Genomic DNA, 13,147 nt, shown 5'->3' on the forward strand with positions numbered 1-13,147 from the left:
ATGAAAACACCTCGTCTCCCCATTGCCCTGCAGCAGGCCGTGATGCGCTCACTGCGCCAGTCGCTTGAGCGTGCAAATCAGGCCCTGAAAACCCATTATCCGGAACCGAAGCTGCTCTACCAGCAACGCGGTACGGCGGCGGGCACCGCCTGGCTGACATCCTGGGAGATCCGCATCAATCCGGTGCTGCTGCTGGAAAACCAGCAGGCATTTATCGATGAAGTGGTGCCGCACGAGCTGGCGCATCTGCTGGTGTGGAAACAGTTTGGCCGCGTCGCACCGCACGGCAAAGAGTGGAAGTGGATGATGGAGCAGGTGCTGGGGGTGCCGGCACGCCGCACCCATCAGTTTGAGATCGCCTCCGTGCGCAGTAACACCTTTGCTTACCGCTGCCAGTGCCAGCAGCATCAGCTGACGGTTCGCCGCCACAATCGTATTCTGCGCAAAGAAAGTGAATATCGCTGCGTGCACTGCGGCAGCCTGCTGGTGGCAGGCGAGTTTGTCGCTTCCTGAGAACAATCCCCATTCCGCCCTATTCCACATTCTGTTAACCTGCCGCCCTTTTTCGTACCAGGAAGAAATCCGGAATATGTCTCGCATACTAAGTCTGGCGGTTGCGCTGCTGTTTGCACCTGCCGCTGACGCTCTTAATCTGAATAACTATCATCAAAATAACTTCCAGCAGGCCAAAACCTTTGCGGCGGCGATTAACGCCGATGCACCGGGTTCGTTCTACTGTGGCTGTAAGATTCAGTGGCAGGGCAAAAAGGGCATTCCCGATCTCAACAGCTGTGGCTATCAGGTGCGCAAGAACGCCAATCGCGCCGGGCGCATTGAGTGGGAACATGTGATGCCGGCCTGGGAGTTTGGTCATCAGCGCCAGTGCTGGCAGGACGGTGGCCGCAAAAACTGCAGCAAGGATCCCGAGTATCGCCGCATCGAAACTGATTTGCATAACCTTCAGCCCGCAGTGGGTGAAGTGAATGGCGACCGTGGTAACTTCGCCTACAGTCAATGGAACGGCAGCGAGAAGCAGTACGGTCAGTGTGAGATGAAGATCGATTTCAAACTTAAACAGGCGGAGCCACCCGCGCGGGCGCGCGGTGCCATTGCCCGCACCTATTTCTATATGCGCGACCAGTACCATCTGCGCATTTCTCGCCAGCAGACGCAGCTGTTTACCGCCTGGGACAAGCTCTATCCTGTCACAAAATGGGAGTGCGAACGCGACCAGCGCATTGCAAAGGTTCAGGGCAATCACAATCCTTATGTGCAGCAGGCTTGCCAGCGCTAAAATCCCTGCCCTACACTAGCTTTTTTTCCCCCATGACGCCGCCGCAGCGCGGCGTCCGGTTTCAGGAACCTTATGCGCATACCTCGCATCTATCACGCCGGGCCATTAGAGATCGGCAGTGAAATTACCCTGGATGAAGATGCATCCAATCATGTGGGCCGGGTACTCCGGATGACGACAGGCCAGCGTCTGGAACTCTTTGATGGCACTAATCTGACTTTTGCAGCAGAGATCACGCATGTTGATAAAAAGCGTGTAAAAGTATCGGTCACAGAGAGCCAGCCGGACGATCGCGAGTCACCTTTGCATCTGCATTTAGGTCAGGTGATGTCGCGCGGTGAAAAAATGGAATTCACTATCCAGAAATCGATCGAACTGGGCGTGAATGTCATTACACCCTTGTTTTCCGAGCGCTGTGGCGTAAAGCTTGATGCTGAACGTCTGGCGAAGAAGATCCAGCAGTGGCAGAAAATTGCTATTGCCGCCTGCGAGCAGTGTGGCCGTAATCGCGTGCCGGAGATTCGTGAAGCGATGACGCTGGAAGCCTGGTGTGCAGAGGCTGACAGCGGTCTGAAGCTCAACCTGCATCCGCGCGCCAGCCACAGCATCAACACGCTGCCACAGCCTGTTGAGCGGGTACGACTGCTGATTGGCCCTGAAGGCGGTTTGTCTGCGGACGAGATTGCGATGACGGCACAGCACGATTTTACTGACATTCTGCTTGGCCCACGGGTATTGCGTACCGAAACCACCGCGCTGACGGCCATTACGGCACTTCAGGTGAGGTTTGGCGACCTGGGTTAAGCGATACTTTCAGCGGAAAGAGCGCAGGCATGATGTCCTGACCGATCGGCCCACTGCAGACCGAACCAGACGAGGCGGTAAATACCGCCTCACCGAGGAGATAATAATGATTAAACTTGGCATCGTGATGGACCCTATTTCGTCCATCAATATTAAAAAAGACTCCAGCTTCGCTATGCTGCTGGAAGCACAGCGCCGTGGTTACGAAATTCACTACATGGAGATGCACGATCTCTCTATGCGCGGTGGCGTGGCCTCTGCCCGCACCCGCCTGCTGACCGTCGAGCAGAACCCTGACAACTGGTATCAGTTCGGCAGCGAGCAGGTGATCCCGCTGGCTGACCTGAACGTGGTGCTGATGCGCAAAGATCCGCCATTCGACACCGAGTTCATCTATGCGACCTACATTCTGGAGCGCGCAGAAGAGCTGGGTACGCTGATCGTGAACAAACCGCAGAGCCTGCGTGACTGTAACGAAAAGCTCTATACCGCCTGGTTTGCCGAGTTCACGCCTGACACCCTGGTGACCCGCAGCAAAGCGCAGCTGCGTGCCTTCTGGCAGGAGCATGGCGACATCATCATGAAGCCGCTGGATGGCATGGGTGGCGCGTCGATTTTCCGCGTGAAGAAAGACGATCCTAACTTTGGTGTGATTACCGAAACCCTGACCGAGCATGAGAGCCGTTTCTGCATGGCGCAGAACTACATTGCGGCGATCAAAGAAGGTGACAAACGCGTGCTGGTTGTGGATGGCGAACCGGTGCCTTACTGCCTGGCACGTATCCCGCAGGGCGGTGAAACGCGTGGCAACCTCGCCGCCGGTGGTCGTGGTGAAGCGCGTCCGCTGAGCGAAAGCGACTGGGAAATTGCGCGCCGTGTTGGCCCGACACTGAAAGCAAAAGGACTGATTTTTGTCGGTCTCGACATCATCGGTGATAAACTGACTGAAGTTAACGTGACCAGCCCAACCTGCATTCGTGAAATTGAGGCTGCGTTCCCGATCTCCATCACCGGCATGTTGATGGATGCCATTGAGAAGCGCCTGGGCTGAGCAAGAAGCCGGGGCGTGGCTCCGTGATCAACCCAATACCGGTGCGGTCGTCGCGTGCCGGTTATTTTTTTGGTACATCGTGTGAGAATGAATTTACAACATCACTTTTTGATTGCCATGCCTTCATTGCAGGATCCTTTCTTCAAGCGTTCCGTGGTCTATCTCTGCGAACATAACGAAGAGGGCGCAATGGGACTGATCATCAATAAACCTATGGAAAACCTGACGGTTGAAGGCATTCTGAAGAAGCTGAAAATCTCTGCCGACGATCGCGACCCGGCCATCAGGCTGGATAAACCGGTGTTTACCGGCGGCCCGCTGGCAGAGGATCGTGGCTTTATCCTGCACTCAGCACAACGCACCTTTACCTCCAGCATCCGTGTCTCAGATAACACCATTATCACCACATCCCGTGACGTGCTGGAGTCGATCGGCACCGCGTCTCAGCCCACCAATGTGCTGGTCGCGCTGGGCTATTGCGCCTGGGAAAAAGATCAGCTGGAAAATGAGCTGATGGAAAATGCCTGGCTGACCACGCCAGCTAACAGCAATATCCTGTTCCAGACGCCGATTTCAGAGCGCTGGCGCGAAGCGGCGCGCAGTATTGGCGTCGATATTCACAACATGGCCAGCGACGCGGGACACGCCTGATGTCAACTCAGACTCTGTTAGGTTTCGACTTCGGCACCAAAAGTATTGGTGTCGCTGTAGGTCAGGAACTCACGGGCAGCGCCCGTCCGCTGACCGCGATTAAAGCGCAGGATGGCATCCCGGATTGGCAGGTGATTGAAAAGCTACTGAAAGAGTGGCAGCCCGATTTCGTGGTCGTCGGCCTGCCGCTGAATATGGATGGCACCGAGCAGCCGCTGACCGATCGCGCGCGTAAATTTGCCAACCGCCTGCACGGTCGCTTTGGCATCCGGGTAGAGCTGCAGGATGAACGACTCAGTACGGTAGAAGCACGTGCTGGCCTGTTTGAGCGCGGCGGCTATCGCGCGCTCAACAAAGGGTCGGTCGATTCACAGTCCGCGGCCATCATTTTGCAGGACTGGTTCGAAAACCATTACTGATCTGCTTACTCAATCAGACCGGCGGCCTGACGCGCCAGCCGGCTCTGCTCAAACGTCTGCATACCGGCCTGCGCGCCGGTCTGCAGCAGCGCAGGGATTTGGTGCATCTTACCTTCCCGAATCAGATTAGTGATGCCGGGCGTGGCGATCAGAACTTCAAACAGTCCGATGCGCGATCCGGCAATTGAAGGCACCAGCCGCTGCGCAATCACTGCTTTCAGGCTGCCCGCCAGCTGCGTACGCACCAGCTGTTTCTCCTCCGCCGGAAAGACATCCACCAGCCGGTCCACCGCCTGCGCCGCGCCGCGGGTGTGCAGCGTCGCCAGTACCAGATGACCAGTCTCCGCCGCCGTCAGCGCCTGACGGATGGTGTCGCTGTCGCGCAGTTCACCCAGCAGGATGACGTCGGGATCTTCACGCAGCGCCGCCTTTATCCCCAGCGAGAACGAATCGCAGTGCAGGCCAATTTCGCGCTGCTGAATCAGCGACTGCTGGCTGTGATGGATAAATTCAATCGGGTCTTCCAGCGTAATGATGTGGCGCGCCTGCTGGCGGTTCAGCGCATCGACCAGCGCCGCCAGCGTGGTCGATTTACCGCTGCCGGTCGCACCAGTCACCAGAATCAGACCATCCTGCTGCTCGAGCAGCGTCGGCACAACGGCGGGCAGTTGCAGGCTCTCCAGCGTCGGGCACGCGGTGGCAATGATACGCAGCGCCAGTGACAGGCCGTTGCGCTGCATAAACAGATTTGCACGCAGACGCTGGCCGCAGGTCAGGCTCAGGGCGAAATCGAGCTGCCCTGCATGCTCCAGCTGCTGACGCTGCGGGTCACTGAGCCAGCGGGTCATAAACTCTGCCATCCAGGCGGCAGAAAGTCTGGCCTGCTGCGGAATCACCTCCAGCCTTCCCTGCCGCCGCCAGTAGGGCAAATGTCCGCTGCAAAGGTGCAGATCGGCGGCATTATGCTTTACACTAAGCCCCACCATTTCATCCAGATTCATAATTTCTCCTGACTATGACTTCAATCCAGCAGAACCTACAGCAAGTGCGACAGCGAATCGCCGCCGCTGCCGCGCGTTGCGGCCGCGCTCCGGAAGAAATAACCCTGCTTGCAGTCAGCAAAACCAAACCTGCGAGCGCGGTCAAAGAAGCCTTTGCCGCTGGCCAGATTGCCTTCGGTGAAAATTACGTCCAGGAAGGGGTTGAAAAGGTTCATGCACTGGCCGCACATCCTGAACTGGCGTGGCACTTCATCGGCCCGTTGCAGTCCAACAAAAGCCGTCTGGTGGCAGAGCATTTCGCCTGGTGTCACACCATTGACCGCCAGCGCATTGCGCAGCGGCTCAACGATCAGCGGCCCGCCTCGCTGCCACCGCTGAATGTGTTAATTCAGGTAAATATCAGTGACGAAAACAGCAAATCTGGCATCATGCTGGAGGCCGTTTCCGGGCTGGCGGAGCAGATCGCTGCCCTGCCGCAACTGCGGCTGCGGGGATTGATGGCGATTCCGGCAGCGGAGAGTGATTACCAGCGGCAGCTGGCGGTGTGTCAGCAGATGGCGGAAGCCTTCCGGCAGTTGCAACAGCACTATTCTGGTATAGATACGCTTTCGCTGGGAATGAGCGATGACATGGAGGCGGCAATCGCCGCAGGCAGTACGATGGTGCGTATCGGCACCGCCATTTTTGGCGCACGAGATTATGCGCACAACTCACAACAATAACAGAGGAACTTCATGTTAACACTGACGTTTTTAGTAAAAACGCTGATCGATCTCTACGTCATGGTGCTGTTGTTACGCATCTGGATGCAGTGGTCCCGCTGCGATTTTTACAATCCAGTGGCGCAGTTTGTCGTAAAAGTGACACAGCCGATTGTTAAGCCACTGCGCCGCATACTGCCGGCTCTGGGGCCGATTGATACCGCCTCGCTGCTGCTGGCCTTTGTGCTGACCACGCTGAAATACCCGATTTTACTGCTGATTCAGGTAGGCGTGTTCTCGGTCGATCCGACGAATCTCCTGGTCGGTCTGCTATCGCTGGTGAAATCCGCCGGCTATCTGGTCTTCTGGGTCATCATCGTTCGCTCTCTGATGAGCTGGATCAGCCAGGGCCGTGGCCCGGTCGATTATCTGCTGGTGCAGTTGACCGAGCCGATGATGGCACCTATTCGCCGTATTCTGCCTGCGATGGGCGGCATCGATTTCTCAGCGATGATCGTCATCCTGGTGCTGTATGCCCTGAACTTTCTTGGCATGGACCTGTTCCCGGGTCTCTGGTATCTGCTGTAAATGAATCAAACTGGAACTGTTATGCAAAAAGTTGTGCTCGCAACCGGCAATCCCGGCAAAGTGCGTGAACTGGCGGAGTTACTCTCCGCCTTTGGTCTGGATATCGTCGCGCAGACTGACCTTGGGGTTGAATCGGCAGAAGAGACTGGCCTGACCTTTATTGAGAACGCGATTCTCAAGGCGCGTCACGCGGCACAGATCACCGGATTACCGGTCATCGCCGATGACTCCGGTCTGGCCGTGGATGCGCTGGGCGGCGCGCCTGGCATCTACTCGGCGCGCTACGCCGGTGAAGAGGCCAGCGATCAGCAGAACCTGGAGAAACTGCTGCAGGCGCTGGAAAACGTGCCTGACGGTCAGCGCCAGGCGCAGTTCCACTGCGTGCTGGTCTATCTGCGTCATGCGGAAGACCCGACGCCGCTGGTGTTCCACGGCAGCTGGCAGGGCGAGATTGCCCGCTCCGCCTCTGGCGCCGGTGGCTTTGGTTATGACCCGATTTTCTTTGTCCCGGCGCTGGGTAAAACCGCGGCCGGGCTGAGCAAAGCGGAAAAAGGTGCAGTTTCTCACCGGGGTAAAGCATTGACGCTGTTGCTGGAAGCGATGCGTAATGCCTAATCTGCCGCCGTTAAGTCTCTACATCCACATTCCGTGGTGCGTACAGAAGTGTCCCTACTGTGATTTTAACTCCCACGCGCTGAAAGATGAGGTGCCGCACGTTGAATACGTGCAGCACCTGCTGCGCGATCTGGAGATCGACCTGCCGCTGATCAATGGCCGGGAAGTGCGCACGATTTTCATTGGCGGCGGTACGCCCAGCCTGCTGAGCAGCAGTGCGATGCAGATGCTGATGGATGGCGTGCGGGCGCGTCTGACGCTCGCCCCTGATGCGGAAGTGACCATGGAAGCCAATCCTGGCACCGTGGAAGCTGACCGGTTCAGCGCTTATCAGCGTGCCGGTATCAACCGTATTTCGATTGGTGTACAGAGTTTCAGTCCGCAAAAGCTGCAGCGTCTGGGCCGTATTCATGGTCCGGAAGAGGCCGTCCGCGCCGCCGAACTGGCAGAGTCGCTGTCGCTGCGCAGCTTTAACCTCGACCTGATGCATGGCCTGCCCGATCAGTCGCTGGCAGAGGCGCTCGACGATTTACGTCAGGCGATTGCGCTGAATCCGCCGCATCTCTCCTGGTATCAGCTCACCATCGAACCCAACACCCTGTTTGGCTCACGCCCGCCGGTGCTGCCGGATGATGATGCATTGTGGGATATTTTCGAGCAGGGCGATCGGCTGCTGCAGGCGGCCGGTTATCAGCAGTATGAGACCTCCGCCTACGCGAAGCCGGGATATCGCTGTGAACACAACCTCAACTACTGGCGCTTTGGCGACTATCTGGGGATTGGCTGTGGCGCACACGGCAAACTGACCCAGCCGGATGGCCGCATTGTCCGCACGGTGAAAACCCGTCATCCGCGTGGCTTCATGCAGGGTAACTACCGCGAAAAACAGTATGAGGTTGCCGATAGCGACAAGCCGTTTGAATATTTCATGAACCGCTTTCGCCTGCTGGAGGCCGCGCCGCGCGACGAGTTCAGCCGCTACACCGGTTTGTCAGAAGAGGTGATCCGTCCGCAGATGGATGCCGCGATTGCCGCCGGTTACGTGACGGAAACCGCTGAGCAGTGGCAGATTACGGAGAAAGGGAAATTGTTCCTGAATTCGCTGCTTGAGCTGTTCTTAGCGGAAGAGTGAGTGCGGAAGAGTAAAAAAGCGCCTCAGCCCGTCAGGCTGAGGCGTTAACTTATTTTTTCAATGCGCCGGTAAGCTGTTTACGCTGATCTTCCAGCGAAATAACGCGATTACACACTTCGTGTCCGAAGTTCTGGAAATCCTGCTCCTGCTTGCTCCACTCAGCCTGAATCGACTGTTGCAGACCGCCCAGATTGCCCATAATCGCCTGCAGCGGATTACTGCCGCCACTGCCCTGCTTACTGCCCATCTCATTCAGACTGTCCTGCATCACGCCGCCCAGCGTTGACTGCACCAGCCTTTCGCCTTCGGCGCGCACCTGATCGATCGCCTGATGGTGGAACATCAGACCGTCTTCACGGTGTTCAATGATGCGGTTCATCTGCTGTTTCAGCTGGCCATTCAGCGTGGTCAGGCGATTACGCACGTTGCTGTCGGTGCCCAGTTTTTCAACGATGACCCCATCCAGTGCCGCACGTCCTTTCTCCAGACGGGAGGTCGCTCCGCTGTCGATCCACGGCAGATCGCGCCGCAGCGCGTTCTGATAGTCGATCGCTTTCTGACGTTCAGCGGTATCCAGCGAAACTTTCTGGCCATTGAACTGCACGTCGCCCTGCGGCGAGATTTCCATATTGCCGTTAGCACCGACCACCTGCACGCTCTGCGGTTTAATCACCACATCGTCCTGCGGCTTAACGCTGCATTCGTAGGCTGCCTGAGCCTGAGTTGCTGCCACCAGCAGCACAGCAAGAAGCGCTTTACGCATCATATCTACTCCCTAAGATCGGGTCTGAAACCCTCCGATCGGGCCGCAGCCCGACACTGTGTGACGACTTAGTCCCACCAGACGTCAAAGAGTTCCGTCATCTGCACATCCTGCAGCTTGCGGTCTTCCAGCCATTTGCGGACCAGCGCACGATGCTCATCGGTGCATTTGCCGGTTTTCTGCAGGCAAACCAGACCTTCCCACACCAGGTAGCCGCTGCCATCAAAGGCCAGGCCGTTAGGATCGATCGCTTCATTGATGAACTGGTTCAGCGTCTCATCAATTTCGCTTTCGCTGGTGCCTTCCGGGAAACGCCAGGCAACGGAGAAGCCCAGTTCCTGAAACTCGTCGATGTGCAGTTTTTTACGTAAACGGCGGCTGCGTTGTGTGGCCATTATTTCACCCTCTCAAACATTAAATCCCATACGCCATGGCCTAAACGCTGCCCGCGCTGCTCAAACTTGGTCAGTGGACGCGTCTCAGGACGCGGCACGTAATTCTGTTGCTCTGACTGATTGCGGTAGCCATCGATGCTGTTCATCACTTCCAGCATATGCTCCGCGTAGGCTTCCCAGTCGGTCGCCATGTGGAAAACGCCGCCCAGCTTCAGTTTACGCATCACCAGTTCGGCGAACGGCACCTGGACGATACGGCGTTTATTGTGACGTGCTTTATGCCACGGGTCGGGGAAGAAGAGCTGAACCATGCGCAGCGAGTTATCCGGAATCATTTTCTCCAGCACTTCCACCGCGTCATGGCACATGACCCGCAGGTTCTGCACGTCGGCTTCTTTGGCGGCGGCCAGACAGGCACCCACGCCCGGCGCATGCACTTCAATACCCAGGAAGTTCTGATGTGGCGTGTTCTGCGCCATGGTCACCAGCGATGCGCCCATGCCAAAGCCAATCTCCAGCGTGACCGGGGCTTCGCGGCCAAACAGCGCGGGCAGATCGACAGGCTCAGGCTGATATTCCACCCCCATGACCGGCCACAGGGTATCCAGCGCCTGCTGCTGGCCTTTGGTTAAGCGACCCTGGCGGCGCACAAAGCTGCGGATCCGGCGCAATGGCCGCCCGTTCTCATCAAATTCTGGGGTGATGACGTCATTAATCATGTAAAAGCCTGCTGGTTAGCCTGTTCCGGGAAACGGGCATTATGCAAAGTTCATAAGCAGAAGCAAGCCTTTGCAATCTTCCGGTTTACACCCAGGTGCGCATGTGCTGGAATTCCTGCCTGAGTGTAGAGTAAACACGGAAAATTTCCTTCTTATGATGCAAGCGCCGCAGTTCGCGCAACAGGTGCTGGACTGGTATCAGCGCTTTGGTCGCAAAACCCTGCCGTGGCAGCTGGAGAAAACGCCTTATAAGGTGTGGCTCTCCGAAGTGATGCTACAGCAAACCCAGGTTGCCACGGTTATTCCCTATTTTGAACGCTTCATGGCGCGCTTCCCCACGGTCACCGATCTCGCTGCGGCACCGCTGGATGAGGTGCTGCATCTCTGGACCGGCCTCGGCTACTACGCCCGTGCGCGTAATCTGCATAAAGCAGCAAAGCAGATTGTCGAGGTTCACCGGGGCGAATTCCCGCGTAATTTCGATGATGTTTCTGCCCTGCCCGGCGTCGGCCGCTCAACGGCAGGCGCGGTCCTCTCGCTGTCGCTGGGTCAGCACTTCCCGATTCTGGATGGCAACGTTAAGCGCGTGCTGGCCCGCTGCTATGCCGTCAGCGGCTGGCCGGGTAAAAAAGAGGTCGAGAAACGGCTGTGGCAGATCAGCGAAGAGGTCACACCCGCCGAGGGCGTCAGCCAGTTTAATCAGGCGATGATGGATCTGGGTGCGATTGTCTGTACCCGCTCTAAGCCGAAGTGTGAAATCTGTCCGCTAAACAGCGGCTGTGAGGCGTACGCCAGCAGTAGCTGGGCAAGCTATCCCGGCAAAAAGCCTAAGCAGGTGCTGCCGGAGCGCAGCGGCTGGTTCCTGATGATGCAGGATGGCGATGATGTCTGGCTGGAGCAGCGCCCGCCTGTAGGATTGTGGGGCGGTCTGTTCTGCTTCCCGCAGTTCACCACCGAAGCGACGCTGAATGACTGGCTGGCGGCGCGTGGCATCCATGCAAAACCGCAACAGCTTACCGCGTTTCGTCACACCTTCAGTCATTTCCATCTCGATATCGTGCCAATGTGGCTGTCGTGGCCTTCTGCCGGGGCGGCGATGGATGAAGCAGGCGGTCTCTGGTATAACTTAGCGCTGCCACCATCTGTGGGATTAGCTGCACCCGTTGAGCGCCTGTTACACGAGCTGCGCCATCCCCGACAACTGGCTTTGGACAGTTGTGAGATTAATGAGGAAGAGTAATGAGCCGCACCATTTTTTGTACTTTTTTACAGCGCGACGCGGAAGGTCAGGATTTTCAGCTCTATCCGGGCGACCTGGGTAAGCGCATTTACAACGACATCTCCAAAGAAGCCTGGCAGAAGTGGATGGCGAAACAGACCATGTTGATCAATGAGAAGAAGCTCAACATGATGAATCCCGAAGATCGTAAGGTGCTGGAGAAGGAGATGATCAATTTCCTGTTCGAAGGCAAAGACGTTCATATCGAAGGCTATACACCGCCAGAAGCGTAAACATTCCGGGCCTCATCGCTGAGGCCGGTTATCCAGGTCAGGCTTGCATTTCCAATGAATAAAAAATTAATCGCCCTGCTGGTGATAGCACCACTTTTGGTTTCCTGTTCCGGGTCAAAGAATCAGCAATCCCACGAGGAGTGGGTTAAAGACACTAACGGCTTTGATATTCTGATGGGCCAGTTTGCTCACAATATTGAGAATATCTGGGGTATCAATGAGGTCCTGATCGCCGGACCTAAAGATTACGTCAAATATAGCGACAACTATTACACCCGCAGCCACATCAACTTTGAAAGCGGTAAGCTGACCATCGAGACCATTTCTGGCACCGATCCGATGGCCAGTCTGCGTCAGGCTATCGTGACCACGCTGTTGATTGGCGAAGATCCGGGCAATGTCGATCTCTATTCTGACGCCAACGACATCGAGATCAGTAAAGAGCCGCTGCTCTATGGTCAGGTGCTGGATAACACCGGTCAGCCGATTCGCTGGCAGGGTCGCGCGGAAGCCTTTGCTGACTATCTGATTCAGAATAAATTAATGCGCCGCACCTCGGGTCTGCATGTGATTTACAGCATTTCGATTCCGATGGTGCCGAACCACCTGGATAAGCGTGCGCACAAATACCTGCCGATGGTGCGTAAAGCCGCCGAGCAGTATGGTGTCGACGCTTCTTTAATCCTTGCGATTATGCAGACCGAGTCGAGCTTCAACCCCTACGCCGTGAGCCATTCTGATGCGCTGGGTCTGATGCAGGTGGTGCAGCATACCGCCGGTGTTGACGTGTTCCGCATGAAAGGTAAATGGGGCAAGCCGAGCCGCAGCTATCTGCTGGATCCGGAGAACAATATCGATGCCGGTACAGCTTATCTGTCGCTGTTGCAGCGCAGCTATCTGGGCGGCATTCAGGATCCGGTATCACGCCGCTATGCGGTGATCACCGCCTATAACGGTGGTGCAGGCAGCGTATTGCGCGTCTTCTCCAGCGATAAAGATCGGGCGTTCTCAATGATCAACGGCATGTCTCCCAGCAAGGTCTATTCGACCCTGGCGAACCAGCATCCGTCGGCGGAGTCGCGGCGTTATCTGTATAAGGTGAGTACGGCGCAGAAGAGTTATCGGGGATTCTGATCGGAGCCGCTGAAGCGGGGGGTTGTTCGCTGCGTGAACGAGGCTTGAGGTTCGCTTTGCAGCGTGCTGACACTGAAAGTGTTCGCTGCGCGAACGGGGCACGATTCGCAGCGGGCTTGCTATGAGAAGGTTTCGCTTGCAGCAGGGTGGCACTGAGAAGGGTTTCGTTCGCCTGATCAGCTGGGCAGTTTCAGACACGCCTCTGCAGGCGACCGACAAGGGGCGCCAGTCGCCGCGCCCCTTGACCCCCGGCTCCGGCCTGCTTCACCGCCGCTTCGCGGTTCCTTCGCTTCTTCAGGATTTCTTACGGACCGGCAGGACGCGCCATCCCTGGCGCGAACCCGCCTCTTCGCGACATCCCTGTCGCT

At 56.9% G+C, this 13,147-nt stretch carries 17 protein-coding genes; 13 read left to right on the plus strand and 4 right to left on the minus strand.

The annotated features are described in order from the left end of the window. From IBT54_RS21940 to ruvX, 6 genes are all read left to right on the plus strand, one after another. The gene (locus IBT54_RS21940; RefSeq protein WP_051926533.1) at positions 1-513 is read left to right on the plus strand and encodes a SprT family zinc-dependent metalloprotease; all 513 of its coding nucleotides are present in this window, start codon (positions 1-3) and stop codon (positions 511-513) included. Between the two features lie 76 nt (positions 514-589). Next, positions 590-1,294, plus strand: coding sequence for a deoxyribonuclease I (endA, locus tag IBT54_RS21945; RefSeq protein ID WP_107320079.1), 705 nt, complete (start codon positions 590-592; stop codon positions 1,292-1,294). 72 nt (positions 1,295-1,366) lie between these two features. Beyond that, positions 1,367-2,098, plus strand: a complete 732-nt coding sequence (gene rsmE / locus IBT54_RS21950) for a 16S rRNA (uracil(1498)-N(3))-methyltransferase (protein WP_110330854.1) — start codon at positions 1,367-1,369, stop codon at positions 2,096-2,098. A 106-nt stretch (positions 2,099-2,204) separates the two neighbouring features. Further along, entirely contained in the window at positions 2,205-3,149 is a 945-nt protein-coding gene (gene gshB / locus IBT54_RS21955) for a glutathione synthase (protein ID WP_013358974.1), read from the plus strand. Between the two features lie 87 nt (positions 3,150-3,236). Next, positions 3,237-3,800, plus strand: coding sequence for a YqgE/AlgH family protein (locus IBT54_RS21960; RefSeq protein WP_013358975.1), 564 nt, complete (start codon positions 3,237-3,239; stop codon positions 3,798-3,800). Then, positions 3,800-4,219, plus strand: coding sequence for a Holliday junction resolvase RuvX (gene ruvX / locus IBT54_RS21965; protein WP_013358976.1), 420 nt, complete (start codon positions 3,800-3,802; stop codon positions 4,217-4,219). Before IBT54_RS21960 ends, ruvX begins: the two co-directional genes overlap by 1 nt. A gap of 5 nt (positions 4,220-4,224) precedes the next feature. Here ruvX and IBT54_RS21970 read toward each other — a convergent pair whose 3' ends face one another. Continuing rightward, complete coding sequence (locus IBT54_RS21970) at positions 4,225-5,220, minus strand: type IV pilus twitching motility protein PilT (protein ID WP_013358977.1); 996 nt, start codon at positions 5,218-5,220, stop codon at positions 4,225-4,227. A 14-nt stretch (positions 5,221-5,234) separates the two neighbouring features. On the opposite strand from IBT54_RS21970, the gene IBT54_RS21975 reads away from it, so the two are divergent. The 4 genes from IBT54_RS21975 to hemW are packed head-to-tail and all read left to right on the plus strand — an operon-like array spanning position 5,235 to position 8,256. Next, positions 5,235-5,942: a YggS family pyridoxal phosphate-dependent enzyme gene (locus IBT54_RS21975; RefSeq protein ID WP_201253065.1), complete on the plus strand. Its 708-nt coding sequence runs from the start codon at positions 5,235-5,237 to the stop codon at positions 5,940-5,942. 12 nt (positions 5,943-5,954) lie between these two features. Then, entirely contained in the window at positions 5,955-6,509 is a 555-nt protein-coding gene (locus tag IBT54_RS21980; RefSeq protein ID WP_013358979.1) for a YggT family protein, read from the plus strand. A 21-nt stretch (positions 6,510-6,530) separates the two neighbouring features. Beyond that, a complete protein-coding gene (locus IBT54_RS21985) occupies positions 6,531-7,124 on the plus strand; it encodes an XTP/dITP diphosphatase (RefSeq protein ID WP_201253066.1) in 594 nt (197 codons plus the stop codon). Next, positions 7,117-8,256, plus strand: coding sequence for a radical SAM family heme chaperone HemW (gene hemW, locus IBT54_RS21990; RefSeq protein WP_201253067.1), 1,140 nt, complete (start codon positions 7,117-7,119; stop codon positions 8,254-8,256). The genes IBT54_RS21985 and hemW overlap by 8 nt, the downstream gene beginning before the upstream one ends. 49 nt (positions 8,257-8,305) lie before the next feature. Here hemW and IBT54_RS21995 read toward each other — a convergent pair whose 3' ends face one another. The 3 genes from IBT54_RS21995 to trmB all read right to left on the minus strand — a co-directional run bounded on the left by IBT54_RS21995 (position 8,306) and on the right by trmB (position 10,133). Next, positions 8,306-9,022 carry a DUF2884 domain-containing protein gene (locus IBT54_RS21995; RefSeq protein WP_201253068.1) on the minus strand — a complete coding sequence of 239 codons (717 nt, stop codon included), beginning with the start codon at positions 9,020-9,022 and terminating at the stop codon, positions 8,306-8,308. Between the two features lie 65 nt (positions 9,023-9,087). Beyond that, entirely contained in the window at positions 9,088-9,414 is a 327-nt protein-coding gene (locus IBT54_RS22000) for a YggL family protein (RefSeq protein WP_003853403.1), read from the minus strand. Further along, positions 9,414-10,133 (minus strand): tRNA (guanosine(46)-N7)-methyltransferase TrmB, encoded by a 720-nt coding sequence (trmB, locus tag IBT54_RS22005; protein WP_010248887.1) that lies wholly within the window; start codon positions 10,131-10,133, stop codon positions 9,414-9,416. The genes IBT54_RS22000 and trmB overlap by 1 nt, the downstream gene beginning before the upstream one ends. A gap of 154 nt (positions 10,134-10,287) precedes the next feature. On the opposite strand from trmB, the gene mutY reads away from it, so the two are divergent. The 3 genes from mutY to mltC are packed head-to-tail and all read left to right on the plus strand — an operon-like array spanning position 10,288 to position 12,779. Then, positions 10,288-11,373 (plus strand): A/G-specific adenine glycosylase, encoded by a 1,086-nt coding sequence (mutY, locus tag IBT54_RS22010; protein ID WP_110330859.1) that lies wholly within the window; start codon positions 10,288-10,290, stop codon positions 11,371-11,373. Next, complete coding sequence (locus tag IBT54_RS22015) at positions 11,373-11,645, plus strand: oxidative damage protection protein (protein ID WP_003853409.1); 273 nt, start codon at positions 11,373-11,375, stop codon at positions 11,643-11,645. Before mutY ends, IBT54_RS22015 begins: the two co-directional genes overlap by 1 nt. Before the next feature lie 54 nt (positions 11,646-11,699). Continuing rightward, positions 11,700-12,779 (plus strand): membrane-bound lytic murein transglycosylase MltC, encoded by a 1,080-nt coding sequence (mltC, locus tag IBT54_RS22020; RefSeq protein ID WP_013358985.1) that lies wholly within the window; start codon positions 11,700-11,702, stop codon positions 12,777-12,779. Positions 12,780-13,147: the final 368 nt, after the last annotated feature.

Origin of the sequence: Pantoea sp. S62 (genome assembly GCF_016658625.1) — a bacterium.
In the GTDB taxonomy this organism is placed as follows: domain Bacteria; phylum Pseudomonadota; class Gammaproteobacteria; order Enterobacterales; family Enterobacteriaceae; genus Pantoea; species Pantoea vagans.

Bases quoted from the DNA above. Each gene is read 5' to 3' on its own strand.
- IBT54_RS21940 (WP_051926533.1), top strand. From the start codon at position 1: ATGAAAACACCTCGTCTCCCCATTGCCCTGCAGCAGGCCGTGATGCGC.
- endA (WP_107320079.1), top strand. From the start codon at position 590: ATGTCTCGCATACTAAGTCTGGCGGTTGCGCTGCTGTTTGCACCTGCC.
- rsmE (WP_110330854.1), top strand. From the start codon at position 1,367: ATGCGCATACCTCGCATCTATCACGCCGGGCCATTAGAGATCGGCAGT.
- gshB (WP_013358974.1), top strand. From the start codon at position 2,205: ATGATTAAACTTGGCATCGTGATGGACCCTATTTCGTCCATCAATATT.
- IBT54_RS21960 (WP_013358975.1), top strand. From the start codon at position 3,237: ATGAATTTACAACATCACTTTTTGATTGCCATGCCTTCATTGCAGGAT.
- ruvX (WP_013358976.1), top strand. From the start codon at position 3,800: ATGTCAACTCAGACTCTGTTAGGTTTCGACTTCGGCACCAAAAGTATT.
- IBT54_RS21970 (WP_013358977.1), bottom strand. From the start codon at position 5,220: ATGAATCTGGATGAAATGGTGGGGCTTAGTGTAAAGCATAATGCCGCC.
- IBT54_RS21975 (WP_201253065.1), top strand. From the start codon at position 5,235: ATGACTTCAATCCAGCAGAACCTACAGCAAGTGCGACAGCGAATCGCC.
- IBT54_RS21980 (WP_013358979.1), top strand. From the start codon at position 5,955: ATGTTAACACTGACGTTTTTAGTAAAAACGCTGATCGATCTCTACGTC.
- IBT54_RS21985 (WP_201253066.1), top strand. From the start codon at position 6,531: ATGCAAAAAGTTGTGCTCGCAACCGGCAATCCCGGCAAAGTGCGTGAA.
- hemW (WP_201253067.1), top strand. From the start codon at position 7,117: ATGCCTAATCTGCCGCCGTTAAGTCTCTACATCCACATTCCGTGGTGC.
- IBT54_RS21995 (WP_201253068.1), bottom strand. From the start codon at position 9,022: ATGATGCGTAAAGCGCTTCTTGCTGTGCTGCTGGTGGCAGCAACTCAG.
- IBT54_RS22000 (WP_003853403.1), bottom strand. From the start codon at position 9,414: ATGGCCACACAACGCAGCCGCCGTTTACGTAAAAAACTGCACATCGAC.
- trmB (WP_010248887.1), bottom strand. From the start codon at position 10,133: ATGATTAATGACGTCATCACCCCAGAATTTGATGAGAACGGGCGGCCA.
- mutY (WP_110330859.1), top strand. From the start codon at position 10,288: ATGATGCAAGCGCCGCAGTTCGCGCAACAGGTGCTGGACTGGTATCAG.
- IBT54_RS22015 (WP_003853409.1), top strand. From the start codon at position 11,373: ATGAGCCGCACCATTTTTTGTACTTTTTTACAGCGCGACGCGGAAGGT.
- mltC (WP_013358985.1), top strand. From the start codon at position 11,700: ATGAATAAAAAATTAATCGCCCTGCTGGTGATAGCACCACTTTTGGTT.